At 72.9% G+C, this 24,577-nt stretch carries 21 protein-coding genes; 6 read left to right on the top strand and 15 right to left on the bottom strand.

The genetic code is table 11. The annotated features are described in order from the left end of the window. Nucleotides 1-32: 32 nt before the first annotated feature. Nucleotides 33-854, bottom strand: coding sequence for a LacI family DNA-binding transcriptional regulator (locus ACXET9_RS10015; RefSeq protein WP_457886441.1), 822 nt, complete (start codon nt 852-854; stop codon nt 33-35). 116 nt (nt 855-970) lie between these two features. Here ACXET9_RS10015 and ACXET9_RS10010 point away from each other — a divergent pair, with 116 nt between their 5' ends. Next, nucleotides 971-2,161 carry an ROK family transcriptional regulator gene (locus ACXET9_RS10010; protein ID WP_457886440.1) on the top strand — a complete coding sequence of 397 codons (1,191 nt, stop codon included), beginning with the start codon at nt 971-973 and terminating at the stop codon, nt 2,159-2,161. 66 nt (nt 2,162-2,227) lie between these two features. Here ACXET9_RS10010 and ACXET9_RS10005 read toward each other — a convergent pair whose 3' ends face one another. Then, nucleotides 2,228-3,274 carry an alcohol dehydrogenase catalytic domain-containing protein gene (locus tag ACXET9_RS10005; protein ID WP_457886439.1) on the bottom strand — a complete coding sequence of 349 codons (1,047 nt, stop codon included), beginning with the start codon at nt 3,272-3,274 and terminating at the stop codon, nt 2,228-2,230. A gap of 226 nt (nt 3,275-3,500) precedes the next feature. Between ACXET9_RS10005 and ACXET9_RS10000 the strand changes: the two genes are divergently transcribed. From ACXET9_RS10000 to ACXET9_RS09985, 4 genes are all read left to right on the top strand, one after another. Next, entirely contained in the window at nt 3,501-5,405 is a 1,905-nt protein-coding gene (locus ACXET9_RS10000; RefSeq protein ID WP_457886438.1) for a glycosyltransferase, read from the top strand. Further along, nucleotides 5,405-6,709 carry a CDP-glycerol glycerophosphotransferase family protein gene (locus ACXET9_RS09995; RefSeq protein ID WP_457886437.1) on the top strand — a complete coding sequence of 435 codons (1,305 nt, stop codon included), beginning with the start codon at nt 5,405-5,407 and terminating at the stop codon, nt 6,707-6,709. The genes ACXET9_RS10000 and ACXET9_RS09995 overlap by 1 nt, the downstream gene beginning before the upstream one ends. A 202-nt stretch (nt 6,710-6,911) precedes the next feature. Continuing rightward, nucleotides 6,912-7,598, top strand: coding sequence for an IspD/TarI family cytidylyltransferase (locus ACXET9_RS09990; RefSeq protein WP_457886436.1), 687 nt, complete (start codon nt 6,912-6,914; stop codon nt 7,596-7,598). Beyond that, nucleotides 7,591-8,298, top strand: a complete 708-nt coding sequence (locus ACXET9_RS09985) for an SDR family NAD(P)-dependent oxidoreductase (RefSeq protein WP_457886435.1) — start codon at nt 7,591-7,593, stop codon at nt 8,296-8,298. The genes ACXET9_RS09990 and ACXET9_RS09985 overlap by 8 nt, the downstream gene beginning before the upstream one ends. A gap of 178 nt (nt 8,299-8,476) precedes the next feature. Here the strand turns inward: ACXET9_RS09985 and ACXET9_RS09980 are convergent, their stop codons facing one another. From ACXET9_RS09980 to ACXET9_RS09935, 10 genes are all read right to left on the bottom strand, one after another. After that, nucleotides 8,477-9,379: an ABC transporter ATP-binding protein gene (locus ACXET9_RS09980; protein WP_457886434.1), complete on the bottom strand. Its 903-nt coding sequence runs from the start codon at nt 9,377-9,379 to the stop codon at nt 8,477-8,479. Then, the gene (locus tag ACXET9_RS09975) at nt 9,366-10,313 is read right to left on the bottom strand and encodes an ABC transporter permease (protein ID WP_457886433.1); all 948 of its coding nucleotides are present in this window, start codon (nt 10,311-10,313) and stop codon (nt 9,366-9,368) included. The genes ACXET9_RS09980 and ACXET9_RS09975 overlap by 14 nt, the downstream gene beginning before the upstream one ends. A 174-nt stretch (nt 10,314-10,487) precedes the next feature. Continuing rightward, nucleotides 10,488-12,269, bottom strand: a complete 1,782-nt coding sequence (locus tag ACXET9_RS09970; protein WP_457886432.1) for a CDP-glycerol glycerophosphotransferase family protein — start codon at nt 12,267-12,269, stop codon at nt 10,488-10,490. A 7-nt stretch (nt 12,270-12,276) separates the two neighbouring features. Next, nucleotides 12,277-13,149 carry a polysaccharide pyruvyl transferase family protein gene (locus ACXET9_RS09965; RefSeq protein ID WP_457886431.1) on the bottom strand — a complete coding sequence of 291 codons (873 nt, stop codon included), beginning with the start codon at nt 13,147-13,149 and terminating at the stop codon, nt 12,277-12,279. A 3-nt stretch (nt 13,150-13,152) separates the two neighbouring features. Then, a complete protein-coding gene (locus tag ACXET9_RS09960) occupies nt 13,153-15,372 on the bottom strand; it encodes a glycosyltransferase family 2 protein (RefSeq protein WP_457886430.1) in 2,220 nt (739 codons plus the stop codon). Between the two features lie 154 nt (nt 15,373-15,526). Beyond that, nucleotides 15,527-17,482 carry an SIP domain-containing protein gene (locus ACXET9_RS09955; protein WP_457886429.1) on the bottom strand — a complete coding sequence of 652 codons (1,956 nt, stop codon included), beginning with the start codon at nt 17,480-17,482 and terminating at the stop codon, nt 15,527-15,529. 10 nt (nt 17,483-17,492) lie between these two features. After that, nucleotides 17,493-18,506 (bottom strand): FecCD family ABC transporter permease, encoded by a 1,014-nt coding sequence (locus tag ACXET9_RS09950; RefSeq protein WP_457886428.1) that lies wholly within the window; start codon nt 18,504-18,506, stop codon nt 17,493-17,495. Further along, entirely contained in the window at nt 18,506-19,501 is a 996-nt protein-coding gene (locus ACXET9_RS09945; RefSeq protein ID WP_457886427.1) for a FecCD family ABC transporter permease, read from the bottom strand. Before ACXET9_RS09945 ends, ACXET9_RS09950 begins: the two co-directional genes overlap by 1 nt. A 9-nt stretch (nt 19,502-19,510) precedes the next feature. Continuing rightward, nucleotides 19,511-20,566 carry an ABC transporter substrate-binding protein gene (locus ACXET9_RS09940; protein WP_457886426.1) on the bottom strand — a complete coding sequence of 352 codons (1,056 nt, stop codon included), beginning with the start codon at nt 20,564-20,566 and terminating at the stop codon, nt 19,511-19,513. A gap of 200 nt (nt 20,567-20,766) precedes the next feature. After that, on the bottom strand, nt 20,767-21,498 hold the full coding sequence (locus ACXET9_RS09935) for a DUF4194 domain-containing protein (RefSeq protein WP_457886425.1): 732 nt from the start codon (nt 21,496-21,498) through the stop codon (nt 20,767-20,769). 113 nt (nt 21,499-21,611) lie between these two features. Here ACXET9_RS09935 and ACXET9_RS09930 point away from each other — a divergent pair, with 113 nt between their 5' ends. Then, nucleotides 21,612-22,151, top strand: a complete 540-nt coding sequence (locus tag ACXET9_RS09930) for an MGMT family protein (protein ID WP_457886424.1) — start codon at nt 21,612-21,614, stop codon at nt 22,149-22,151. On the opposite strand, the gene ACXET9_RS09925 is transcribed toward ACXET9_RS09930, so the two are convergent. The 3 genes from ACXET9_RS09925 to ACXET9_RS09915 are packed head-to-tail and all read right to left on the bottom strand — an operon-like array spanning nt 22,148 to nt 24,390. Continuing rightward, nucleotides 22,148-23,650 (bottom strand): DUF3375 domain-containing protein, encoded by a 1,503-nt coding sequence (locus ACXET9_RS09925; protein ID WP_457886423.1) that lies wholly within the window; start codon nt 23,648-23,650, stop codon nt 22,148-22,150. The genes ACXET9_RS09930 and ACXET9_RS09925 overlap by 4 nt on opposite strands. 30 nt (nt 23,651-23,680) lie before the next feature. Then, nucleotides 23,681-24,127, bottom strand: a complete 447-nt coding sequence (locus tag ACXET9_RS09920) for a type II toxin-antitoxin system VapC family toxin (protein WP_457886422.1) — start codon at nt 24,125-24,127, stop codon at nt 23,681-23,683. Then, nucleotides 24,124-24,390 carry a type II toxin-antitoxin system Phd/YefM family antitoxin gene (locus ACXET9_RS09915; RefSeq protein WP_457886421.1) on the bottom strand — a complete coding sequence of 89 codons (267 nt, stop codon included), beginning with the start codon at nt 24,388-24,390 and terminating at the stop codon, nt 24,124-24,126. Before ACXET9_RS09915 ends, ACXET9_RS09920 begins: the two co-directional genes overlap by 4 nt. Nucleotides 24,391-24,577: the final 187 nt, after the last annotated feature.

Below are 24,577 nucleotides of genomic sequence, written 5' to 3'. Positions count from 1 at the left end.
TCGGCGGGCCGGCCAGTCGGCGGCCGGGCCGGTCAGCCGGCGGCGGGGGCCTCGGCGACGGAGCCGGAGCGCCGCACCGTCGGCACGGGGGCGCGCACCAGCTGCGGGGCCTCGCCGTCCATCGCGGAGCGCACGGCGCGGCCGACGAGCCGGCCGAGCTCATGCAGGTCGATCGTCACGGCTCCGAGCCGGGGCGTCGCCAGGCGCGCGTTGGCCGTGTCGTCCCAGGTGAGGATCGAGATGTCCGCGGGGACGCGGAGACCGCGCTCGGCGCACGCGCGCAGGGCGCCGAGCGCCATCAGGTCGCTGTCGCAGAAGACCGCCGTGGGGGGCGTCGCCGAGCCCAGCAGCGCGCGGACCGCGAGCCGGCCCGACTCCTCGCTGAAGTCGCCCTCGCGCAGCGCGACCTCGGCGCCCCCCTCGCGGCAGGTCTCGACGAAGGCCTCGTCGCGCGTGATCGTGTGCAGCAGCTGCCGCGGGCCCGAGAGGCGCGCGAGGCGGCGGTGGCCGAGATCCAGCAGGGTGCGGGCCGCGGCCCGGGCGCCCCCGGCGTTGTCGACGACGACATGCCAGACCTCGCGACGATCCTCGGGACCGCCCAGGAGCACCGCCGGGATCGGCAGGGAGGCGAGGGCGTCGAGGCGGTCGTCATCGGCCGAGGCGTCGGTCATGATGACGGCATCGACGGAGCCGTCGGCGATCCAGGCGTCCCACAGGGCGCGCTCCTCGTCGCCGCGGCGGGCGGCCGTGATGTACACGGCGTCGCCCGTCTCCCCGAGCTCCTCCTCGATGCCCAGGACGAGCTCGGCCAGGAACGGCGTCAGCTCCGCGACAGGTTCCTCCGTGCCATGCACGAGCCCGACGATCCTGCCCCGCGGCTCCTGCATGGTGCTGTCTCTCCGCTCTCTCCTCGTCCCATCCGTCCGATGACTATATTCGTCCCTTGACCGATGCTCGCGGAAGGCTCACCATGACTCCCCCCATGTTCCAGGCGATCCGGGCGCCGCTCAGCAGCCGCGCCCTCCTCGTGGATCTCGTCCGGACGCACGAGAGCATCAGCCGTGTCGAGCTCACCGAGCTCACCGATCTGAAGGCTCCGACGGTGAGCTCCGCCGTCAAGCGCCTCATCGACGAGGGGCTCGTCGCCGAGTCCGGCCGCGGCGCCTCGACGGGAGGCAAGCCCCGCACCCTGCTGCAGCTGCGCCGCGATGCCCGATACGTGATCGGCGCCCACCTCAGCTTCACCTCGTCGACCCTGGTCATGCTGGACTTCGCGGGGAACCTCGTCTCCCGCATCCGCCGCCCCTGGGCACCCTTCGGACCGGACCCGGTCGCGAGCATCGCGACCTGGGCCGAGCTCATCGACGACCTGATCCGACGCGCCGACGTGCCGCGCTCCCGCATCGTCGGCGTCGGCGCCGTCTGCCCCGGCCCGCTGCGCCAGGACGACGGGCTCCTGTCCGCGCCCCCGGACCTCGCCGCCTGGGTCGGCCTCCCGCTGCGGGCCATGATCGAGGAGGCCGTCGGCCTCCCCGTGATCCTCGACAACGACGCCAGCGCCGCGGCCGCCGGGACCACCGTGCTCGACGAGCACGACGCCTCCAGCGGCGCCGTGCTGTTCATGTCCGACGGCATCGGGGGCGGCTTCCGCCATCTCGGCGAGGTCTTCGGCGGCTCCCAGGGCAACGCCTGCGAGGTCGGCCATGTGTGCATCGACCCCGACGGGCCGCCCTGCTGGTGCGGCGCCGACGGCTGCCTCGAGGCGCTCGCCGGTCCCGGCGTCGTCATCGAGCGCGCCCGCACGGCCGGCCTGATCCGCGAGGACCCCGAGGGCTCCACGCAGACCCGCTTCGCGGAGGTCGCGCGCCTGGCCCTGCGCGGGAACCCCGCCGCGGCCGCCATCATCGAGGACAGCGCCCGCTGGATGGCACTCGGCGCCCAGGCCCTCGTCGCGCTCCTCGACCCGCGGGTGCTGGTCCTGTCCGGCCCGGGCTTCGCGGTCGCCGGCCCCCTCTACCTCGGGGAGATCTCGCGCCGCATCGGGCTCTCCGCCTTCGGGCGCCTCTCCGACGTCGAGATCATCATGGACGAGACCGGTCACGACGCCGCGGCGACCGGCGCCGCCAAGATCCTGCTGCGCAGCGACGCGGCGCTCATCTGACACGCCGCCCCGTCGGAGCCGGGCGGCAGGATCCGGCGCCAGGGGCCGGGCGCCAGGAGCCGGGCGTCAGGGGCGGATCAGCGTGATGCCCGGCGTCGTGCGGTGCCCGAGGGCGACGACCTCGTCGCAGGCCTGCTCGAGCGAGATGGTGCGCTCGACCAGGTCCTGCGGCCGCAGGCGCCCGGAGACCACGCGCTCCAGCAGGCCCGGATAGTCGGCCGCGGCCATGCCGTGGGAGCCCAGGATGCTCAGCTCCTGGCCGATCACACGGGGCAGCGCGAGCGTCGGCGGCGCGGCGAACAGGCCGATCTGGACATGGCGTCCGAGCGGGGCGAGCGCCAGCAGCGCCGCGTTCGTCGTGGACTCCCGCCCCAGGGCCTCGACCGTCACCGTCGGCCGCTCCCCCGCCGCCGCGATCACGGCGGCGGCGACGCCCTCGGGGCCCTCGGAGTCGGTGATCCCCGCGACGTCCACGAGGACCTCAGCCCCGTGCCGACGCGCCAGGGAGAGCGCCCCGGGGTCGATGTCGACGGCGATCGCCCGGGCGCCGAGGGCGACCGCGATCATGATCGCCGAGAGGCCGACGCCGCCGCATCCGATCACGACGACGCTCTCGCCCGCGCGCAGCCCGGCCCGGTCGACGAGACCCCGGTAAGCGGTCGCGAAGCGGCATCCGAGGGGCACGACGGCCTCCGCCGGGAGCTCCGCGGGGACCGGCACGAGGTTGTGGTCGGCGGCATGGACCACGACCTGCTCGGCCCAGGAGCCGTGGTGGGTGAACCCGGGCTGGGTCTGCTCGGGGCACACCTGCGCCTGCCCGGCCCGGCACAGGGCGCAGGTCCCGCAGCCGCAGACGAAGGGCACGGTCACGCGCTCGCCCGCCCGACGTCGGTGCACGCCCTCGCCGACGGCGGCGATCCGCCCGACGAGCTCGTGCCCGGGCACGTGCGGGAGGTCGACGCCGTCGTCATGGCCGGCCCACGCATGGTGGTCCGAGCGGCACAGGCCCGTGGCCTCGACGTCCAGCACGACTCCGCCGGGCGGGGCGACGGGCGCCGGGAGCTCCGCGACCTCGGGACGACTGCCGAACCGTTCGACGAGGACGGCGCGCACGGGGCCTCCTGATGGTCTCGGGCGGAGCGCCGGGCGCCCGCGGACATGGTCACGATCGTCCTCAGGCTAGCGCCGTATCCTTACCCGTCGGTCCATCGCCGGTTAACCTGTGGTTCATGGTCGAGCCGCCGCCGGCGGACCGTCCCGCCGCGGCGCGCACGATGCCGCCGGACCGGCGCCGAGAAGCGGCACGGGACCCGTCACGATCCCGCCACGAGGAGGGCAGATGCAGGAAGCAGCGACCGGCCGTCGTCGGCCGTCAGCTCCTGCGACCCTCCAGCGCTGGGCACGGGACCGGAGCCGGCCGCAGGGCCTCGGCGCCCCCGGCTCCCCCGATGGCCCCGGCTCCTCCGACAGGTCCGGCTCCTCCGCCGAGCCCGACATGTCTTCTGCCGCGGCGCGCACCGCCGCGCTCTGGGGGCAGGTCCTGCCCGTCGGCGCCTGGCGCGAGGCGCTCGGGGACGTCGTCCTGCGCGGCCGTGCCGAGGGCCGCGGGATCTCCCTGCTCGCCGCGCGCGGCGACGCGCTGCGGCGCCGCGGGCCGGTGCCGGACGGCGAGGTCCGGATCGACCTCGCGCAGGAGGACGCCGACTGGATCTGGTTCGACGGCGATCTGGACACCGTCGAGTGGAACCTCGCCGACGCCCCGGCGGATGCATCGCGCCCGGAGCCCGTGCTCCCCCCGATCACCGTGGTCATGCCGACCTTCCGCCGCGAGGCGGACGCCGTCGCGCAGGTCGCGCGGTTCGCCGCCATGAGCATCGTCGGGCGGATCCTCGTCATCGACCAGGGCGGGACCCTGGCCCACCACGCGGGCTTCGCCCGGCTGCTCGCCGGACCGGCCCGGATCGAGCTCATCGCGCAGCCGAACCTCGGAGGATCCGGGGGCTACGCCCGAGGCATGCTCGAGGCCTCCGCCGACCCGTCGGCCGCGATCCTGCTCTCCGACGACGACGCCGTGATCGACGAGGAGTCCCTGCGCCGCATGCTGATGCTGCAGACCCTCGCGGCGGGCCCCACCGTCGTCGGCGCTCCGCTGTTCTCCGCGCACGATCCGCTGCGCCTGATCGCGCACACCGAGGCGGTCGACGTCCGCAGCTTCCAGTGGCGGCCCGCCGACGGGATGCGCGGGGAGATCGACCTCGCGGGCACCGGCCCGGCCGACTGGGGCTTCCTCGCCGAGCACGCGGGCGCGAACTACACGGGCTGGTGGGCGACGCTGTTCCCGCCCGGGACGGTCGACGACCTCGGGCTCCCGTCGCCCTACTTCCTGAAGTGGGACGACGCCGAGTACGGGCTGCGCGCGACCCGTCGCGGCTTCGCGCACGCGGTCCTGCCGGGCACCTCCGTGCACCATCCGCCGTGGAACGCCCACCGCACGCAGATGACCTGGACCGCGCGCGTCCTGCACCGCAACCGCCTCGCGACCGCCGCCGCCTACGGCGCCTCCCGCGGCGTCCTCGTCTCCTCGCTGCTGCACCAGATCAAGCACATCGTCTCCGGCCAGCACCTCACGGCGCTGCTCTGGGAGGAGGGGCTGGACTCCTTCCGGGCCGGTCCGGAGACCTGGCTCGGCACCGATCTCGGCCGTGCCCGCTCCGACGGCCAGGCCGTCGTCGACGCCTGGACCGCCGAGCAGGAGGCCGCGCTCGAGACGCTCCCCGCGCGCGAGGGGCGCCCCGCCCTCCTCCCCACCCGCAGGCATCGGCTCCCGCTGCCCCGCGCCGCCGCCCGGGCCGGGCTGCGGCTGCTCCGGCCCGACCGTCCCCCGCGGATCGTCCTCGCCGTGCCCGCCGATGAGCTCCGCTGGCGCACGATCCTCGGCGCCGACGCCGTCGTCATCGCCGGCGACGACCACGCGACCTCCCCCCTGCTCGTGCTGGGATCCACCGGACGCCGCCTGCTGCGACGCACCCTGCTCGGCCATGCGCGGATCGCCCTCCGCTGGGGCCGCCTGCAGGACCGCTATCGCACGGCGCTCCCCCGGCACACCGCCGCGGAGGCCTGGCTGCCTCTGTTCGCCTCCGGCTCCGGCCCCGGCTCCGGCTCCGGCTCCGACATCGGCTCCGACGCCGACGCCGATGCCGTGTCCGACGCCTCCCGCCGCTCCACCGACAGGAACGACCGCTGATGCCCTCCCGCACGAACTCCTGGAACCGGCGCCTGCGCAGCGCCGGGGGGAAGATCCTGCGCCGCTACCGCCTGCTGCCCGGCGGCATGCCCGACGGGCTCGGCGACGACGAGTCCCTGCGCGACGCCGTCCTCGAGGGCGAGGTGCTGGTCTACTTCCCCGACACCGCCGACAGCCTCTACCAGCTGCGCGGCTGGTACGGGCCGCTGCGCGCCCTCCATGAGCAGCAGGGCGTGACCGTCGTCTGCATGGACTCCCGGGTCGCCGCGACGATCCGCTCCGAGCTCGAGCTGCCCGTGGTCACCATCGCCCGCGACGCCACGCTCGACGCGATCATCCTGCGCAGCGACATCAAGCTCGTGCTGTACGTGAACTACAACCCGATGAACACCGCGGCCCTGCGCTCGCGCTCGGTCATCCACGTCTCGATGCTCCACGGCGACTCCGACAAGTCCGTCTCGGTCTCGAACCAGATCAAGGCCTTCGACTACTCCTTCGTCGCCGGCCCCGCGGCGATCGACCGCCTGCGCCAGTACACCGCGCTGTTCGACGCCCGCTCCCGCTGCATCGAGGTCGGGCGCCCCTCCCTCGACACCGAGGCGTCGACCGCGCGCACCGACGCCGACCCCGCGCATCCCGCGGTGCTGTACGCGCCGACCTGGGAGGGCGGGCAGTCGAGCGTCGCCTACAGCTCCCTGCTCAGCCACGCCGAGACCGCGGTCCGCTCGCTGCTCGCCGACGGCGTCCGCGTCATCTACCGCCCCCACCCGCTGACCGGCGTGCGCGTCCCCGAGTACGGCGAGGCCGACGCGCGCCTGCGTCGGCTGCTCGTCGGCGACGACGGCCCCGGCCGCGCCCCCGGCCCCGACGGCGCCCCGCTCGGACGAGTGTCCGCGGGCCGCGGGCTGGAGGAGGACTTCGCCGACGCCGACCTGCTGCTGTGCGACGTCTCCGCCGTCGCCAACGACTGGCTCGCCACCGGACGCCCCCTGGTCGTCACCGCCTCGGCCGACGTCGACGCGCACGACGCCGAGACCGAGCTCCTGCGCGTGGTGCCGCGCCTGACCCTCGACGACGCCCCGCGCGCCGCGGAGATCGTGCGCCGCGAGGTGGAGGACGACCCGCGCGGCGAGGAGCGCCGGGCACTGATCTCCTACTACCTCGGAGATACGACGCGGGGCGCCTCCCTCGCCCGCTTCCTGCAGGCCTGCCGGGACCTCGCCGCCCAGCGGGACGAGCTGTGGGCCCGCATCCGCGCCGCCGAGGGACGCAGCTCCCTCGAGCACGGCGCGGGCGCCCCGTGACGCACCCGGGAGACCGGACACCCGGACACCCGAGCACCCGCGAATCCGCCGGGCACCCAGGGCGACGACGGTAGAGTGAACGGGACGGGGCGGCAGCATGTCGTCCCGGTGAACTCGACGGACATCCGGTGCTCACGGCCCCGGTCCCGCAGCGCGCGGACCGTCGGCGACGGAGCCCCCGACCCGCACGAAGGAAGCCTGCATGTACTCACTCATCCTGCTCAACGGGGGGATCGGCAGTCGCATCGGTGCGAACCAGCCGAAACAGCTCCTGAAACTGCGAGGGATCCCGATCCTCGTGTACGCGCTCGTCACCGCGGACCGGGTCGACCAGATCTCCCAGATCGTCCTGAACTACCCCGAGGGCTGGCGCGAGGACGTCGAGGAGATCCTGGAGGCCTACGCGGTCTCCACGCCGGTCACGCTCGTCGAGGCCGGGGACTCCCGCCACGCCTCGGTGCAGCGGATGATCGAGCACTGCACGAACGACGACGTGATCATCCACGAGACGGCCCGTCCGCTCGTGCGCACCTCCGACTTCCAGCGCCTCATCGACTCCGAGCACACCAACGTCTCGCTCATGTCGGAGATCTCCTTCACCGTCGCGCCCGTCGACCCGGAGACCTCGCGCGTCACCGGCTCGCTCGAGCGGGCGAAGCTGCGCAACGTGCAGCTGCCCCAGAAGTTCTCCAAGGCGGACCTCTCCTTCTCGCACGAGCGCGCGAAGGCCGAGGGCCTCGTCTACACCGAGGACGCCACGCTCGTCGCCGACAGCGGCCGCCCCGTGCACTTCATCGCCGGGTCGGACGTCAACTTCAAGGTCACCACCAGCACGGATCTGCGGATGGCGGGCTTCCTCCTGCGTCCTGAGGAGGAAGACGATGACTAAGATCGCGCTGATCACGGGCGCGTCGCGGGGCATCGGCCTCGAGACCACCCGTCGCTTCATCCTCAACAACGACGAGATCACGACCGTGGTCATGTTCGCCCGCGAGTCCGAGGACTTCCGGGCGAACGTCGCCCAGCTCGAGTCCGAGCTGCCGGTGGGACGCCGGATCGTCCCGATGACCGTCGACGTCGGCGACCGCACCGAGCTGAAGAAGGCCGTCAAGAAGGTCTACGACGAGATCGGCAACGTCGACATCCTCGTCAACAACGCCGGGTACACGAACCCGATCCCGCTGCAGCAGGTCAAGATGGCGGACTTCGAGAAGACGATGTCCGTGAACGTGTACGGCCCGTTCACCATCGTGAAGACCCTGCTGAACCGCGGCAACCGCTTCGAGCTGATCGTGAACATCGCGTCCACGGCCGGCATCAACGGGCGCTCCGGCTGGCTCACGTACTCCGCGTCCAAGGCCGCGGTCATCAACATGAGCCAGGTGATGCGCGAGGAGCTCGCCATCTACGGGACCCGCGTCGTCTGCCTCTCCCCCGGGCGCACCGCGACGGCCCTGCGCCGCACCCTCGCCCCCGAGGAGGACCCGACCACGATCATGCAGCCCGAGCACGTCGCGCACGTGATCGAGGCCTTCGTGTCGCCGGTCGGCAAGTTCATCGACTCGGAGAACATCGTCGTCCGCCAATGACGACCCCGGGAGCAGGGCGGGCTCGCCCCGCTCCCGCCCGTGCGCACGACGACGCCGCCCCGCGGCCCGGAGGGATCCGGGCGGCGGGGCGGCGTCGTCGTCGGCGGAGCCGACGGAGCGGCGTCGCCGGCAGAGCGGCGGCGTCGTCGGCGGCGGAGCCGACGGGGCGGCGTCGGCCTCAGGCGGACGCGCGGGAGGCGGCGAGGTTGCGCTTCTTGGTCTCGGCCACGAAGCGCTTGTAGCGCGGGCACACCTCGTCGGCGGGCCCGTCCATGACGAGCCGGCCCTCATGGATCCACAGCACGCGCGTGCACATGCTCTGGACCGTCGCGATCGAATGGCTGACGAGGAACACCGTGCCCGCCGACTGCCGGATCTCGTCCATGCGCGCCTTGCTCTTGGCGCGGAAGGTCGCATCGCCGGTCGCGAGGGCCTCGTCGACCATGAGGATGTCGGGGACCGCGGCCGAGGAGATCGCGAAACGCAGGCGCGCACCCATGCCCGAGGAGTAGGAGCGCATCGGCAGGTTCACGAACTCGCCGATCTCGGCGAAGTCCACGATCCCCTGGAAGCGCTCCTCCATCTCGGCGGGCGTGAGCCCGAGCGCGAGGCCGCCGATCATGATGTTGCGCTCGCCCGTGAGGTCCTTCATGAGCACGGCGTTCACCCCGAGCAGCGAGGGGTTGCTGGCCACATGGATCGTGCCCTGCGCGGGCGGGATCAGGCCGGCGATCGCGCGCAGCAGCGTCGACTTCCCCGACCCGTTCACGCCGATGATGCCGATGGACTCCCCGTGCTTCGCGGCGAAGGTGATGCCGCGGACGGCCTTGACCTCCCGCACCGCGGGCTCGCGGGCACCACGGGCGAGCAGGCGCCGGAACGCGGTCTGCTTCTTCGCCGGGCCGTGGCCCACCTTCTTCGCGCCGAAGACGCGGTAGGTCACGTGGACGTCGTTCACCAGCAGCGAGAGGCGGTCGGAGTCGACCTCCTCGACCGGCGCCGTGTCGAGGTCCTCGGGATCGATCTCGAAGTCGATCTCCTCCTCGACGGCACCCGTGCTCGAGGCGTCAGTTGCGGCCATAGGTCTCCTCCCCCTTCCAGAAGACGAGGAATCCGACGACGAGGAAGACGACGCCCCAGATCGCGCCCATCAGCCACATGGTCGGGTCGGGCGGCGACGAGGGCTCGTCCAGCAGCGTCGAACGGCACAGGTACAGGTACACGGCGACCGGCTGGTACGCGAAGATCCAGCCCCAGCTGAAGTCGCCCAGGAAGCGGTCGATCGAGAAGATGACGCCGGAGCAGTACATGAGCACCCGCAGCAGGTGCGGGAGCAGGTTGTCCAGGTCCGGCATCGCCGCGACCATGCGCGCCACGATGAAGGCGGCACCGGTGGAGAACATCCAGAACAGCAGGATCGCGGGGATCAGCAGCAGCCACGACCACTTGATCGTCACCGCCCCCGAGCTCGGCAGGAAGCCCGACAGGTAGGAGATCACGATCATGACCACGAGCGCCGGACCCAGCACCGTCAGCTCCGCGAGCACGCCCGCCGCCGGCAGCACCGCCCGGGGGAACTGCACCGAGCGGATCAGGTTCATGTTCTTGTCCAGCGAGTGCGAGCCCGCCATCACGGAGCGCTCGAAGAAGCGGAACATGAACACGCCGACGACGATGAAGGCGATCGTGTTGGAGATCCCGGCCCGGCCGATCTGCAGGATGAACCCGAAGATGATGACGTAGACGAACGCGTTCAGCGTCGGCGACAGCAGCGCCCACACCTGACCGAGGTACGTGTTCTGGTTCTGCGCGGACGCCTTCGACGTCGCGAGGACGCCGATGAAGGCGCGCCGGTTCCACAGGTCACGGATGTAGGAGACCAGCGGCGGGCGGATGCCCATCTGGGTCAGCCCGTTCACAGCGACGGCCTTCTCGACCTCGGCGGCCTCGTACCGCCGGTCGATGGGGTCCGGGACCTCCGGCACCGGGCCGGAGGCGCTCACACCAGTCGTCACGTACACGCACCAATCTCAGCGGGGACGGGGATCGTCGGGGACGTCCTCGTCCGCCTGCGGGCTCATGGAAGATCGCCGTCGATCATAGTCCCGGCACCTCGAGGACCCCCAGGTCCGGGGGACGGCTCACATCGGGAGCGCGTGCCACCTCACACCGACGCGGACGACGGGCCCTCAGGCGTCCTCGGAGCCCTCCTCGGAACCCTCCGCAGGGCCCTCGTCGTCCTCGGGCATCTCGCTCTCCTCGTCGACCCGGCTGCGGCCCGCCCCGACGAGGGGGTCGCGGTGCACGGACGCGACCAGCTCCAGCACCGCCCGCGGGAAGGCCTCGGCGTAGGTCTCGCGGGGGATGTCGCCGAGGTAGTAGGCGCGCATCTCCCGGCGGCGCCCGGCGAGGTCGTCCCCGCCCAGGCGGCGGATCGCGGTGCCGATGCCGGCCTCGTCCGTCAGGTCCATGATCACCGCGGCGGAGGCCAGCGGGAACACCTCGGCATACTCCTCGTCCGAGCTGGCGTCGAGCTTCGTGATGACGAAGGGCTTCTCGGAGAACAGGTAGTCCGCGGGGACGGAGGAGACGTCGGCGACCAGCGCGTCGGAGGCGTTGAAGCACTCGACGATGCTCATCTCCCGGCTCGCCTGCGCGCCGAAGGCATGGGGGCGTCCGGTCGCGGCGGCGTCGGCCTCGAGCAGCGCGTCGATCTCGCGGATCCTCGCGGCCTCGACGGGGTTGCGGCGCGAGTAGGGGTGCGGTCGGAACACGACGCTCCAGCCCTCCGCGAGCAGCGCCCGGACGATGCCGGGGCCCTGCGCGAGGGAGCCGAAGTTGTTGTCCGCGTTGAAGCCCGTCCAGGTGGGCGCGTACAGGGCGGTGCGGCCCTCGGGCGTCGGCGGGAGATGCTCACGGGCGGGCTCGATGTCCCCGACCTGCGGACGGCCGACGATCTCGAAGCGCTCGCGCGGGATGCTCACGCCGTGCGCGGCGTAGCGGTCGATGCCGGCCTGCCCCGCCACGAAGATCCGGTCGAACATCGCGGTGACCGGGTTGTAGCTCGAGGGCTTGTCGCTGTCGCCGTGGAGCAGCTGCACGTGCACGAGCTCCGAGTAGCGGATGTTGTGGGAGTTCTTCATCCCGTTGTTCACGTACAGGCAGACCTTGAAGGGGTGCTGGTGGATGATCTCCAGCTGCCCCATCTGGGAGGCGCTGACCACGGGCAGCTCGGTCAGCCGGCCGATCTTCGAGGCCAGGGCCGGCTCGCGGGTCACCACGAGCACCCGCTCCCCGCGCTCCGCGAGCTCCTCGAACTGGCGCGTCCACACGCCGAACTGGTACTCGGTGCCGGCGGGGCCGGACACGTAGACCATCACCGAGGGGTCGTGCGCGCGGACCGCCGCGGCGACCTCGTCGTTCAGGCGTGCGTGCTGGCGCCTGGCCTGCACGGTCCAGCGCATCGCCATCGCGCCCGTCGCGAGCACCATCAGCAGGGCGAGGACGCTCAGCCCCGGCACCCACACGGAGATCGCGGCGACGGCCGCGCTCGCCATGCCGATCGGGAGCAGCAGCCCGCCGCGTCGGCGGGCCTGCAGGTCCAGGTCCAGGCCGGGCAGGTTCGCGGTCACGCGGGTGCCCGCCCGCCAGATCCGACCGAGGGTGCCCTCCATGGAGGTCAGCATGACCAGCGCCGCCAGCGCGACCAGGCCGATGCCGTCCCAGACGCTCAGCCCCTCCCGGCCCAGGCACACCATGACCGCGGCGGCCCCGACGATGCGGGCCGGCGCGTACGCACCCAGCAGGCGCGAGTGCGGTCGGCGCAGACGACGGCGCAGCCGACGCAGGATCCACAGGGCCGACAGCGCGAGGACGACGAGCGCCGCGATCCTCGGCAGCCCGCTCACCGCGATCAGCAGCGCGAGCACATGGCCCAGCAGGATCAGCACGGTGATCAGGCGCTTCTTCATCAAGACCTCATTCGACGGGGACGATGGGGGCGACGGTGCCGACCGCATCGACGGGCAGGGCCTCGATCAGCCCCTGCTGGAGCCTCGCGAGCCCCTGGGGCGGGACGTGGGTGCTCTGGACGATGTCGACGAGCTCGTGCAGGGAATGGGTCCTGTCCGTCGGCGGCTCATAGACCCGATACCGGTCCTCGCCCTCGAAGGCCGAGTAGTAGTCCTCGAACTTGAAGCTGCCGCCGACGAGCTTGTCGCCCATCCTCACGTGCATGCTCGGCACGCCCAGGCCGTCCGAAAATATCAGACCGTGGAGGCTCGAGGAGAGCACCGTCTCGCAGGCGGAGATCTCCGCCGCCACCTCCTCGGGGGTCCAGCCCACGTCGATCACGCGGACGGCGCTCCCGAGGCCTCGGAAGCGCTCCATCACGGGGCTTCCGACATCCTGGTAGTGCGGCACGATCCCCAGGGCATACCGCTTGCGCACGGGACCGTCGAGCAGGCGCGAGGCGAGGATGCCGGGGTCGCCGAGGGCGGGCCGCCCGTCGGCCGGGATCCCCGACCCGGGGGCGCCCGGCGCCGAGGAGTCGACGACGCCGAGGGTCCGCAGGCCGCGCACGGCGCGCGCGTCGATCGTCGGGCGCGGCGTCCCTGCGGCGAGCGGCCTGATGATGCCGCTTCCCCAGAACGTCGGCCGGTTCCCGCCCTGCTTGCGCAGGATCATCTGGACCACGGATCCGGCGCCGACGAGATCGCAGTCCGCGGGCGAGGCCCACCGGACGCGGCGGCCGGTGAGCCGCTCGATCAGCGGCGCGGTGAACTCGTCGCCGAAGTTGAGGCTGTGCGGAGGATTCCTCCGCCACCAGAAGAGCTTGATCGCGGGAGCCATCGCTCACCTCCTCCTGAGTCTGCGGGACGCACGGGCCAGCGTCGGTCCGACGACGGGCACGGCGCCGACGGAGCGGCCGGCCAGGCGGCGCAGGCGCGACCCCGCGCCGTGCGCACCGGAGCGCGGACCGTCGTCCCCGGTGCACCCGTCGTGCCCGGTGAGCGGGGTGAGCCGGGTGAGCTCGGCGGCCGCCGCGGCGGCCGCGTCGTCCGCCGTCCACGCGGGCTGCTCCTCGACGACGACCACGTCGACGGCTCCGCCGTCGACCGGGGCGAGGCCGTAGCCGGCGCCGTGGGCGGGCCAGTGCCGGGCCCCGGCGATCGGGAGCTCCGCACGCACCCCGCCGAGCACGGAGTCCAGCGCGATCCGGCCCCCGATCAGGGACGACGATGCCGGCAGGCGCACGGCGAGGAGTCGGTCCCCGATGCGCTGGACGGGCAGCAGATGCCGTCCGTAATGCTGACGGACGCCGGTGATGCGCGCGTGGAAGGCGTCTCCGGGCTCAGGCTCCCGGGGAATCTGCACGAGCGCGGTGCAGCGCGCGTTCTCGTCGAGCGCGAGGCCGAGCACCGTCGCCGTCGCCGCCCGCTTGTGCAGGCGCAGCCCGGCGTCGAGGGAGAGGTTGCCGTGCCCCTCGGTGTAGTACGCGACGAGGGCGTCGCGGCGGGCGGGCCGCTCCCCGAGGTTCGAGGCGCCCTCGGGCTCGAGCGCCTTCGCACGGCGCTTCCCGAGCCGCACGAGCTTCTCCCAGTCCTGCACGCGGATGCGGACGTGGACGTCCCAGACGCCGGGCGGCAGATCCTCGGCGACGCCGACGACGCGGCGGCGGGCGCGCGCCCCCTCCCCCGCGGCAGGTCCGCGGCCTGCGCCGGAGTCGGCGCCTGGGTCGGGGTCGGGCTCGACGTCAGGGCCGGGCTCGGGGGCGAGGTCGATCGCGCGATGGTCGGAGCGGCGGGTGAGCCGCAGCCCGATCTCGTCGGGCGGGGTGATCAGATCGCCGAGCGTCGCGCTCGCGGCGATCCGCACGGAGGTCCCCGTGATCCGCACGTCCTCGAGGCGCACCGCGATCTCGGGCGCGGGGGCGGCGAGCACCGTGTCGGCGAAGTGCGCGGCGAGCTCGGCGGGCAGGACGGCGCGGAAGGCGCCGTCGCGGCGCTCGATCGCGCGCGGCGCCCCGGACTCCCGATGCTCGATGTACAGCCGCAGCCCCTCGAGGTCCCCGGCGAAGAGCAGGTCCAGCTTGTTGCGCACGGAGGCCGGCAGCTCCTCCCTCACCCCCTCGGTGTACAGGTGCGCGAGCTGCGCGCTCGCCTCGCGGGCGAGGTCCGCGCGTGACTGCTCGTCCTCGCGCAGCCAGCGGCCGTCGAGGACCTTGCCCATGGAGCGCGAGAAGGGGCGGCGCAGGACGCCGTCGCGCAGCGCTCCGGGCTCCGTGCGCTCCTCGACGACCTGTGCGAGGCGCACCGCGCGCTCGAGGTGGGAGGCGACGCTCTGCTCGGAGAGCGTCATGTTGGTCCCGTCGTCGCGGTGGCGCACGAAGTAGTAGTCGCGGTCGGCGAGGATCGAGACCTTCCGCGCCGCGAGATAGGCGGCGGCCATGAAGGGCTGGTCCTCGCCGACCGTCTGGTCCGTGGGGAAGCGCAGATGCTGCTCCTCGATGAGCGAGCGGCGGATCAGCTTGGTGGGTCCGAGGGTGTTGAAGACCTTGTCGGCGACGAGATCGGCGTCGGCGACCGTGCGATGGAACATGCTGGCCGGGGCATGCCGGCCGCCCATCCCGGCGATCTTGCAGAGCACGACGTCGGACGCGGCGGACTCCGCCATGGCGACCATGTCGGCGAGCGCATCCCGCGCCAGCAGGTCGTCGGAGTCCAGGAAGAACACGTACTCCCCCGTGGCACGGCCGATCGCGGGATTGCGGGCCCCGCCCGGGGAGCCCGAGTTCTCCTGGCTGATCACGCGGATCTGCGGGTGCGCGGCGGCGAGCTCGGCGAGGACGCGGTCGCTGCCGTCGGTGGATCCGTCGTCGACCGCGAGGATCTCGACGGCGTCGGGCGCGCCGTCGAGGATCGTCTGGTCGAGCACCGAGCGCAGGCAGTCGCCGACGTACGGGGCGGAGTTGTAGACGGGCACGATGACCGAGACCCGCGGGGTCCGCGCCCCGTGCTCCTCAGGGGCGGGGGCGGGACCGTCCGGGCCCGTCGCCGTGTCGGGTGTCTTCACGCACTGGCCTTCCTCTGGACACGACCGCGTCTCCTGATGCGATCGCGGCCGGAATGGTATCGGAACGATACCTGCGATGGGTCGACGACGCTGTCGACAGGCGCTATGCGCTGTTCAGGGCTCCGGGGCTTCGCGTCCCCGGAGCCGTCGGGGCTCAGCCCTCCGGCCGGCCCTCGCGCCAGTAGCCCATGAAGGACACCTGCGTGCGGTCCAGGCCCATGTCGGTGACCAGACGGCGGCGCAGGCCCTTGATCACGCCGGCCTCGCCCGCGAGCCACGCGTAGAAGGAGCCGTGGCCCGTGGTGGTCTCCCACAGGATCGTCTGGTCGACGTCGACGTCCTCGAGCTCCTGGGTCGCGGCGGCGTCGTCGGCGCCGGGGACGCCGTCGGGGGCGCCGACGGACCCGTCGGCCGCAGAGCCCGCGCCGCTCGCGCGCGCGGCCTCGCGGAACGCCTGCGCGGAGTCGGACATGACCCGCTCGACCTCGGCGGCGAGCAGCTCGCCGTGCGGGCGCTCCCCGCGATCGAGCCAGGTCACCCGGACGCTCGAGCGCGTGAGGACCTTCTGCGCGTCGGAGGCGTGGGGGATCTCGATGAGGGCGTGGCCGCTCATCGAGTCCGGCAGCGCCTCGAGGATCGAGCAGATCGCCGGGGCCGCGGTCTCATCGCCCGCCAGCAGCAGGGTGCGCGCGGTCCCGGGCCGGAACTCGATGCCGCCGTAGTCGGGGCCGATCAGGCGACGGTTGGGGCCGAGCAGGGTGATCGTGTCCCCCACCTGCGCCTGCGCGGCCCAGCGGGCGGCGACGCCCTGACCGGGCTGCGGATCGGGGTCCAGGTGCAGGACCATGTCGATGTCGAGCTCGGGATCGGCGCCGATGTTCCCCGGATGCCCGGCGGCGCGCTGCTCGCGGATCGTGTAGGTGCGCATCCAGCCGCGCTCGGCCGGATCGACCTGCAGCCAGATCCGGTACCAGTCCACGAGGTCCTCCTCGGCGACCTGCGCCGAGGGGCGCACGTTCGCGAAGTGGTCCTCGGTCGCCTCCGGCCCCGGGATGATCAGCTTCACCCGCAGGTCCAGCGGGTGCCCGCCGACGCCGAAGTGCTCGAGCTCCGGGGAGGTGAAGGTCAGCCGCAGCAGGTTCTCGCCGATCCGGCGCACGCGCGCGACGGTCAGCTCGAAGGCGAGGCTGGGGCTGATGTCGACGGCGGGCACGCGGATGGGAGCCGGGGCGGCGGTGTCCGTCGCGGTGTCGGGCATGGGGTCCTCCTCAGGACGGGCGGGCGGGGCCTGCGGGGCGGGCGGGGCCTGCGGGGCGGGCGGGGTGGAGCGGTCGCGGCCGAGCGGCAGCACCATCGGCGTGCCGGTGACCGGATCGGGGGCGATGCGGGCGTCCAGGGCGAAGACCTCGTGGGCCATCTGCTCGGTGATGACCTCGGCGGGGGCGCCCTGGGAGTGGATCTCGCCCTTGCGCACGGCGACCAGGTGATCGGCGTAGCGGGCGGCGAGGTTCAGGTCGTGCAGGACGATGCCGACGGTGGTGCCGCGCTCGCGGTTGAGGTCGCGGACCACGTCGAGCACCTCGAGCTGGTGCGTGACGTCGAGATAGGTGGTGGGCTCGTCCAGCAGGAGCACGTCGGTCTCCTGGGCGAGCGCCATGGCGATCCACACGCGCTGGCGCTGGCCGCCCGAGAGCTCGTCGATCAGACGGTCCTGCAGCTCGTCGGTGCGGGTGGAGGCGAGGGCGCCGGCGACGGCCCGCTCGTCGGCCTCCGACCACTGCTGGAACAGGCCCTGGTGGGGGAAGCGGCCGCGCGAGACGAGCTCGCGGACGGTGACGCCGTCGGGCGCGATCGGGGTCTGCGGCAGCAGGCCGAGCCGGCGCGCGAGGTCCTTCCCGCGCATCCCGCGGATCTCGCGGCCGTCCAGCAGCACGCTGCCGGAGGCCGGCGGGAGCAGCCGCGAGAGGCCGCGCAGCAGGGTCGACTTCCCGCAGCCGTTGGCGCCCACGATGATCGTGATGCGCCCCTCCGGCAGGGTCAGGTCGAGACCGTGCACGATCTCCCGGCGGTCGTACGCCAGGTGCAGGTCCTTCGCCTCGATCAGAGCCATGGTCGGCGGGTCACCTTCCGGTTCCGGTGCCGGAGGCACGGGTGAGCATCCACAGCAGGAACGGCGCGCCGAGGGCGCCGGACACGACGCCCGCGGGCAGCTGCACGCTCCCGAAGGCGTTCTGCCCGATGATGTCGGACAGCAGCACGATCACGGCGCCGACCAGCGCGGACACCGTGAACGAGGGGCGGCCGACGATCGCGCGCGCGAGGGGTCCCGCCAGGAACGCCACGAACGAGAGCGGCCCCGTCACGGCGACGGTCAGCGCCGCGAGCACCACCGCCACCAGGATCAGGGCCACACGGGTGCGCGGCACATGGAGCCCGAGGCTCGTGGCGGCCTCGTCCCCCAGCTGCAGGATCCGCAGGCGGCCGACGAGCAGCGCGAGCACGGGGATCAGCACTGCGAGGGAGAGCGCGAGCACGGCCGCCCGATCCCAGGTCGAGGTCGACAGCGACCCCACCAGCCAGTGCATCGCATCGCCCGCCTGCTGCGAGGGGATGCGGGTGAGGACATAGGAGATCAGGGCGCTGAGGGCCGCGGCGACGCCGATCCCGACGAGCACGAAGCGGTTGTCGACCGCGCCGGCGGCCCCCGGCCGTCCGGCGCCCGCGACCCCCAGGATCAGCAGCGCGGTGAGGACGCCGCCCAGCAGGGTGCACCAGAACAGGGAGCGCCCGTCGAGGCCGAAGTAGGCCATGGCGAGGACCGCGCCGGCGGAGGCGCCGAGGGTCACGCCGATGACGTCGGGGCTCGCCAGCGGGTTGCGCAGCAGGGTCTGGAAGACGGTGCCGGAGAGGCCGAAGGCGACGCCCGCGAGCACCGCCACCACGGCCGTCGGCAGGCGGTTCTCCATGACGATGAAGGAGATCCCGGGGATCGTCTCGCCGCCGATCACGCGCAGCGCATGATCGAGGTACACCATCGGGGTCCCCACCAGGACGCGCACGACGACGAGGCCGAGCAGCACGAGGGCGAGGGCGGCGCCCGCCGCGAGGGCGCGCCGCGAGCGGCGTCCGGCCATCACAGTCCCACCTGCTTCCGGGTCCGGATCAGCGCCACGAAGACGGGCACGCCGATCAGCGCGGTCATGACGCCCACCTGGACCTCCTCCGGCGGGGAGATCACGCGCCCCACCACATCCGCCACGAGGATCAGCGACGGCCCGAGCAGCAGGCACAGGGGCACGATCCGCCGGTAGTCGCCGCCGACGACGAGCCGCGCCGCATGCGGCACGACGAGGCCGAGGAAGCCGACGGGCCCGGCGAGCGCGACGGCCGCCCCGCACAGCAGGATGATCGCGACGCCGAGCAGCAGGCGCGCCCGCCCCACGTGGACCCCGAGGCCGACGGCGGCCTCGTCGCCCATCGCGAGCGCGTTGAGCACCCCCGCGGAGGCGATCACGATGACGGCGCCGACCGCCATGAACACCGCGACGAGGCCGACCTCGCCGAGGCCGCGCGCGCCCAGGGTGCCGACCTGCCAGAAGCGCATCCGATCCAGGGACGCCTGGTCCAGCAGCACGAAGGCGTTGACCACCGATCCCAGGCCGGCGGTGATCGCAGCTCCCGCGAGGGCGAGCTTGACGGGGGTGGCGCCGTCGCGGCCCCGCGAGGCGATCGCGTACACCAGCACGGTGCCGAGGGCGGCGCCCGCGAAGGCGAGGGCCATGAACTGGCCGACCTGCGAGATCGAGAGGAAGTAGACGCCGAGGACGACGGCCGTCGAGGCCCCCGCGTTCAGGCCCAGGATGCCGGGATCCGCGAGCGGGTTGCGGGTCATGCCCTGCATGGCGGCGCCGGCGACGGCGAGCGCCGCGCCGACGGCGATGCCCGCCGCCGTCCGCTGCAGCCGGGAGCGGATCACGACATGGTCCGTCAGGGATCCGTCGTAGTGCAGCAGCGCCTCCCCCACCACGGCGGGGGACACGCTGCGCGCCCCGACCATGAGGGAGAGGACGCTCGCGATCGCGAGGACCAGGAGGCCCCCGACGATCGCGAGCAGGGTGTGGCGGCGCACGGGGCGGGATCAGCCCTGCGAGGCCTCGGCGGCCGCGATCACCGAGGGCACGAAGTTCTCGATGGCCCACGGCAGGCTCAGGGCGTTCGCGGCGGAGACCGCGAGGGTCAGGTGGTCGTCGTCCGTGAGCACGAGGCCGCCGGAGGCGACCGCCGGGATCTGGGCGAAGAGGTCGTTGGCCTGGAAGTCCGCGACGGTGTCGCCGGCGGAGGCCCAGGTGTAGAACACGTCGGAGACGAGCTCGTCGGCCCGCTCCGCGGACCACTCCATGTAGAAGGTGTCCTCGCTCTCGGTGTTCTCGGTGATGACATCGGCCTGGGTCATGCCCAGCGCCGTGAAGAAGCGGGGACGGGTGTCGCCGCCGGTGTACAGCGAGATCGAGTTGTCGGAGAGGCCGAGGGTGCCGGCGATGAAGGTGGACTCGGCGACCGCCGGGTTCTCCTCGCCGACGGCGGCGAGATCCGCGCTGACCGCGTCGATGACCTGCTGCGCCTTCTCGCTGCGCCCGGTGGCCTGGCCGACGGCGGTGAGGACGTCCTCCCAGCCGGCGGTGTAGTTCGCGGCGAGCGGGCCGATCGTCTTCGCGATCTTCGACAGCTGCGTGTACTCCTCCTCGGTCAGCCCCGAGTAGGCGGCGATGATGAGATCCGGGGTGAGCGCGGCGATCTCGTCGAGGTTCACGCCGTCGGCCTCGGAGTAGGTGGCGGGGGCGTTCTCGCTGCCCCATCCGGCGCCGAGCTCCTCGAGCTTGGCGTCGATCCAGTCGGTCGAGGCGTTCGCGTTGCCGCCCCATTCGACCGTCGGCAGGCCGACGGGGACGATGTCGAGGGCGAGCACGCTGTCGCCGTTGACCCAGGACACGGTGACGATGCGGGTCGGCTCCTCGGTCACCTCGGTGTCGCCGTAGATGTGGGTGATGGTGACCGGGAAGGCGCCGGCATCGGCGGAGCCGCCGTCGGACGCGGCCGACGACGAGGAGGACGTGGAGGCGCTCTCGCCGCTGCAGGCGGCGAGGGCAGGCGCAGCGAGCGCGGAGAGCACGAGCGAACGGCGGGTGAGCTTCACGGTAGTCCCTTGATCGACGACGAAAGCCCAGGTCAGGCCTTCAAGGCAAGGCTGACCTTATTACGCAACGGAAAGCATCCACAAATGACGGAGCGCTCTCGTGGCACTGATCGGCGCCGCTCAAGCGCGCCACCTGCAGTCCCTCCCGAACGATGCGGCACAGATCACGCCGCGCGCCATCGCCGGAAAGGTTCCAGCGCTCAGGGTCCGACGCCCGTTCCGTCCGTTCCGGGATCGTCGCGCTCGGCGAGCTCGTCGTCCTCGTCGGCCGCCTCCTCCTCGGCGTCGCGCCGCGCATCGCGCGGATCCTCGAGACCGCTCACCCCCGCCTCCCGATACAGCGCGATGAACTCGCGCGCGGTGTCGGGGCCGATCATCAGGCGCAGCACCGGGGAGACCTCGAAGTCGTCCCCCTGCTCATCCAGCAGACCCGCCCGCTGGATCTTCGCGATCGAGGCGCGGACCTCCTTCGCGAAGCCCGCCTCGTCGGTCGAGGTCGTGCGCCGGTAGGCCGCGAGCGCCTGCTGGATCTCCGCCTCCGAGACCACCGTCCGCTGCCCGCGGGAGGACTGCGTCAGCAGCATCTGGCGCAGCACCAGCAGCAGCACCGAGTCCAGACGGTTCAGGCCCGTCAGTCGGCGCAGCAGCTTGGGGGCATCGGGATCGTCCTCGCTCTGGCGCACGAAGGCGACCTGCGCATCGTCGTCGACGATGAGCTCGAGGAAGAGGTCCGCGAGACGGTTCTGGATCGCCGTGCGATCGCGCAGCAGCTGCGCGTAGCGGGCGGGATCGCGACGGCCGTCGATGAACGGACCCTGCAGCAGGCTCACGAGCACCCGACGGGACTCGTCCACCAGCGCACCGCCCGGCGCGGAGCCGGTCAGGTCGGCGTCGACGGGGGCCTCGGACGGGGACGATGCAGAGCTGGTCACGGGGACTCACTGTACCGGCAGGCTCTGCCGGATCCGTGCCGGATCCGCACTGGATCCGCGCTGGATCCGTGCTGGATCCGTGCTCGGCGGCACGCAGTGGCACACTGGCGACCATGCCTCCCTCCCCGCCCGCGCAGCCGGCATCGTCGGCGACGTCGGCGGCGTCAGCGACGGCGTCGGCGGCCGCGGCGCCGGAGCCGGAGCTGGAGCCGGAGCGCCGGGGTCGCACGCGCATGGACGATCTGACCGTCGAGCGCGTCCTGCGGACGGTCGAGGCGATCCCGCCGGGGCGCGTCGCCGCCTACGGGGAGATCGGCGCCGTCGTCGGCGTCGGCCCGCGGCTCGTCGGCCGCATCCTGCGCACCTGGGGCTCGACAATCCCGTGGTGGCGCGTGACCAGCGCGGACGGCGACCATCCGCTCATCGAGCGCGCCCGCGAGCACTGGCAGGCCGAGGGCATCGCCCTGAAGCCCAACGGCCGCGGCTGCCGCATGAGCGCGTACGGCGCCGATCTCGAGCGGCTGCGCGCGGACGTCGCCCCGGCGCTCGCGGAGCTGGACCGGGACGCGGACGGGCCCGACGACGGGCTCGACGATAGGCTCGCCGACGGCGACGATGACGGGACGGCCTCGCCGGACGGCGGCCCGGCCTAGTCGAGCGGCAGGTCGTCGAGGAAGTAGAAGGCCGGCACGCGCGCCGCATAGGCGTCGCCGTCGAGCTCCTGCCAGCCGACGGTCTCCGTCGAGCCCTCGCGGGGCTGGGCGTGCTGGGTGGCGAGGAACATCAGACCGATGACGCTCGCGAGGCCCTGCTCCGCCGGATGCTCGCGCAGCACATCGCCGATGGACGCCTGCCCGGTCCGTCCCCGGACGTCGTTGACCTGGCCCGTGAGGCCCACGATGTCGATGTCGTTGGTGCGCACGAGATCCTCGAGCACCTCGACGCTCAGCGCCGTGGCGTCGTGGACCTCGGCCTCCGCGGGGGCGCCGGGATCCGTCGGATCCTTCAGGCGATGCTGGGCGACGGAGCTCATCCGCACGCGCGAGAGGAAGGGCTCCCGCGGGAAGGGCGCCTTCGTCGCGACCTCGTCCTTCTGGGCGAGGGCGATGCCCTGGGCCTCCTGGAGCGCCTCCAGCAGCACCCGGTGCTGGCGGAAGTCCTGCGAGCGCACGAAGCGGGCCAGCGAGCGGTACAGCTCGGTCTTCACATCGAGGACCTCCTGCGCCGGCTCGTAGAGGTCCGAGAACACGTTCGCGAGGCGCTCCCGCTCCATGCGGTCGAGGGAGCGGGCGAAGTCGCGCTCGAGGAGCCGGTCGACGAGCTCCTGCGCGGTGCGGGTCTGCGCCGGGTCGTTGAGCATGCGGAAGAAGGCCGTGAAGGTGCGGCCCACCGTCGACTGGCCCAGCAGGTCGTCGCCCGCGAGCAGCTGCTCGAGGATCTCGCCGCGGGAGGACTCCGGGGAGAGGATCTGCTCGCGCAGATGCAGGTCGACGGCGCGCAGGTCCTCCCGGTACTGGAGGAAGTCGCTCGAGAGCTCCTGGGCGATCTGCAGGATGTCCCGCAGCCGGTCCACCGAGGCCTCGGTGCTCGGCAGCATCAGCTCGCCCTCGGAGAGCTCGCGGATCTCCGCCTCGATCCGCTCGCGCCGGCGCTGGAGATCCGCGAGCCGGATGTCGCGATCCGACTCGGTCTCCTGCACGAGGCGTTCGAACTGCTGGACGACGAGCGTCAGGCGCGACTGCGTGGTCGTCGGGCGATGCTCCTCGAGGGAGGCGATGAACTGGATCGCATCGATCGTCGCCGGGGAGGGCTCGAAGGTCGTCTCCGGATGCTGCGGGTCGTCCCGGCGGGTCAGATAGCCCTCGCGGACCCAGCCGTCGACGTACTCGGCGGCGCTGCGCCCGCTCCCCTCCTGATCCTCATCGCGCAGGAGATCCAGATGCGCGCCGACGCGGGCCACGAACTCGCTGCGCGGCAGACGCCGATCGCCGGGCGGCAGCACCGCCTGCAGGATCGACAGCACCGCAGGAGCCTTGTGCGCTGCGAGCAGGCGCCAGGTGCTCGCCCGGCGCAGCTGCTCATAGGACTCCTTGCGCGCCGCCACGGCGCTCTGGCGCCGGTCGGTCCATCGGTGAGTCGCAGGAGAGGTCACGAGCGGGGAGTCTACCGGCGAGCGCGGCGCCTATCGGCGCGCGGGCCGCTCGCCTCCCGCCGTCGGACGGCCGGGCGCGATCGGCGCGACGCCCGCCGAGCGCGCGGCGGCGAACAGCTCCCTGTCGTGCACGACCAGGAGATCCGCCTCGACCGATCGCGCGACGGCGAGGTGGATCGCATCGGCGCTCCGCAGGCCCCCGGACTCCCGCGCCGCCGCGACGAGATGCGAACGGTCCACATCGATCAGGCCGATCCCGGCCAGCACCATGTCGATCACGGCCGAGCCTCCCGTGCCGTCGGCGCCTCCGAGGCCGCGGCGAGCCGCCGCGCGATGGAGCTCGGTGAACAGCAGGAAGGAGGAGACGAGATCCGCGCCGTCGGCCTGCCAGGCCGCGAACGCCTCCCGCATCGCGGCGCTCTCCGGTTCCTCGATGATCAGCTTCAGCACGGCGGAGGTGTCGAGGTAGACGATCACCGGTCGCCCCGCAGATCGTCCAGGATCTCCTCCGAGGTCGCCCCGTCGGCGATCGTGACGAACGGGAGCGTCGCGATGTCGACGCGCGTCCTCGCCGTCACCCGACCGGCGTCGCGCAGCGCCTCCAGAGGAGACCGCGCATAGGGGATCAGCCGCGCCACCGCCCGGCCGTTGTTCGAGATGACGAAGGACTCCCCCGCCTCGACCCGGCGCAGGATCTCGGAGCTGCTGTTGCGGAGCTCGCGGTGCGGGACGGTGGTCATCGCTCCCCCTGGTGCCGTGCCTGTCGGCGGACCGGCGGTCGCCGGATCTGTAGCAAACGTAGCACGCAGAGCGGTCGCCGAACAGGGGCGCGGAGCGCACGGGACGGAGCAGCGGGAGCTGGGACGGGCGCGGGCCGCTCTGCGCCCCGCCCTCCCGCTCGCGCGGGCCGCCCGGTACGCTCATCTC

The sequence above is a fragment of the Brachybacterium netajii (SeqCode) genome (assembly GCF_054114245.1).
Note: the sequence above shows the minus strand (reverse complement) of the source record. Positions and strands in the feature narration are given on the sequence as shown.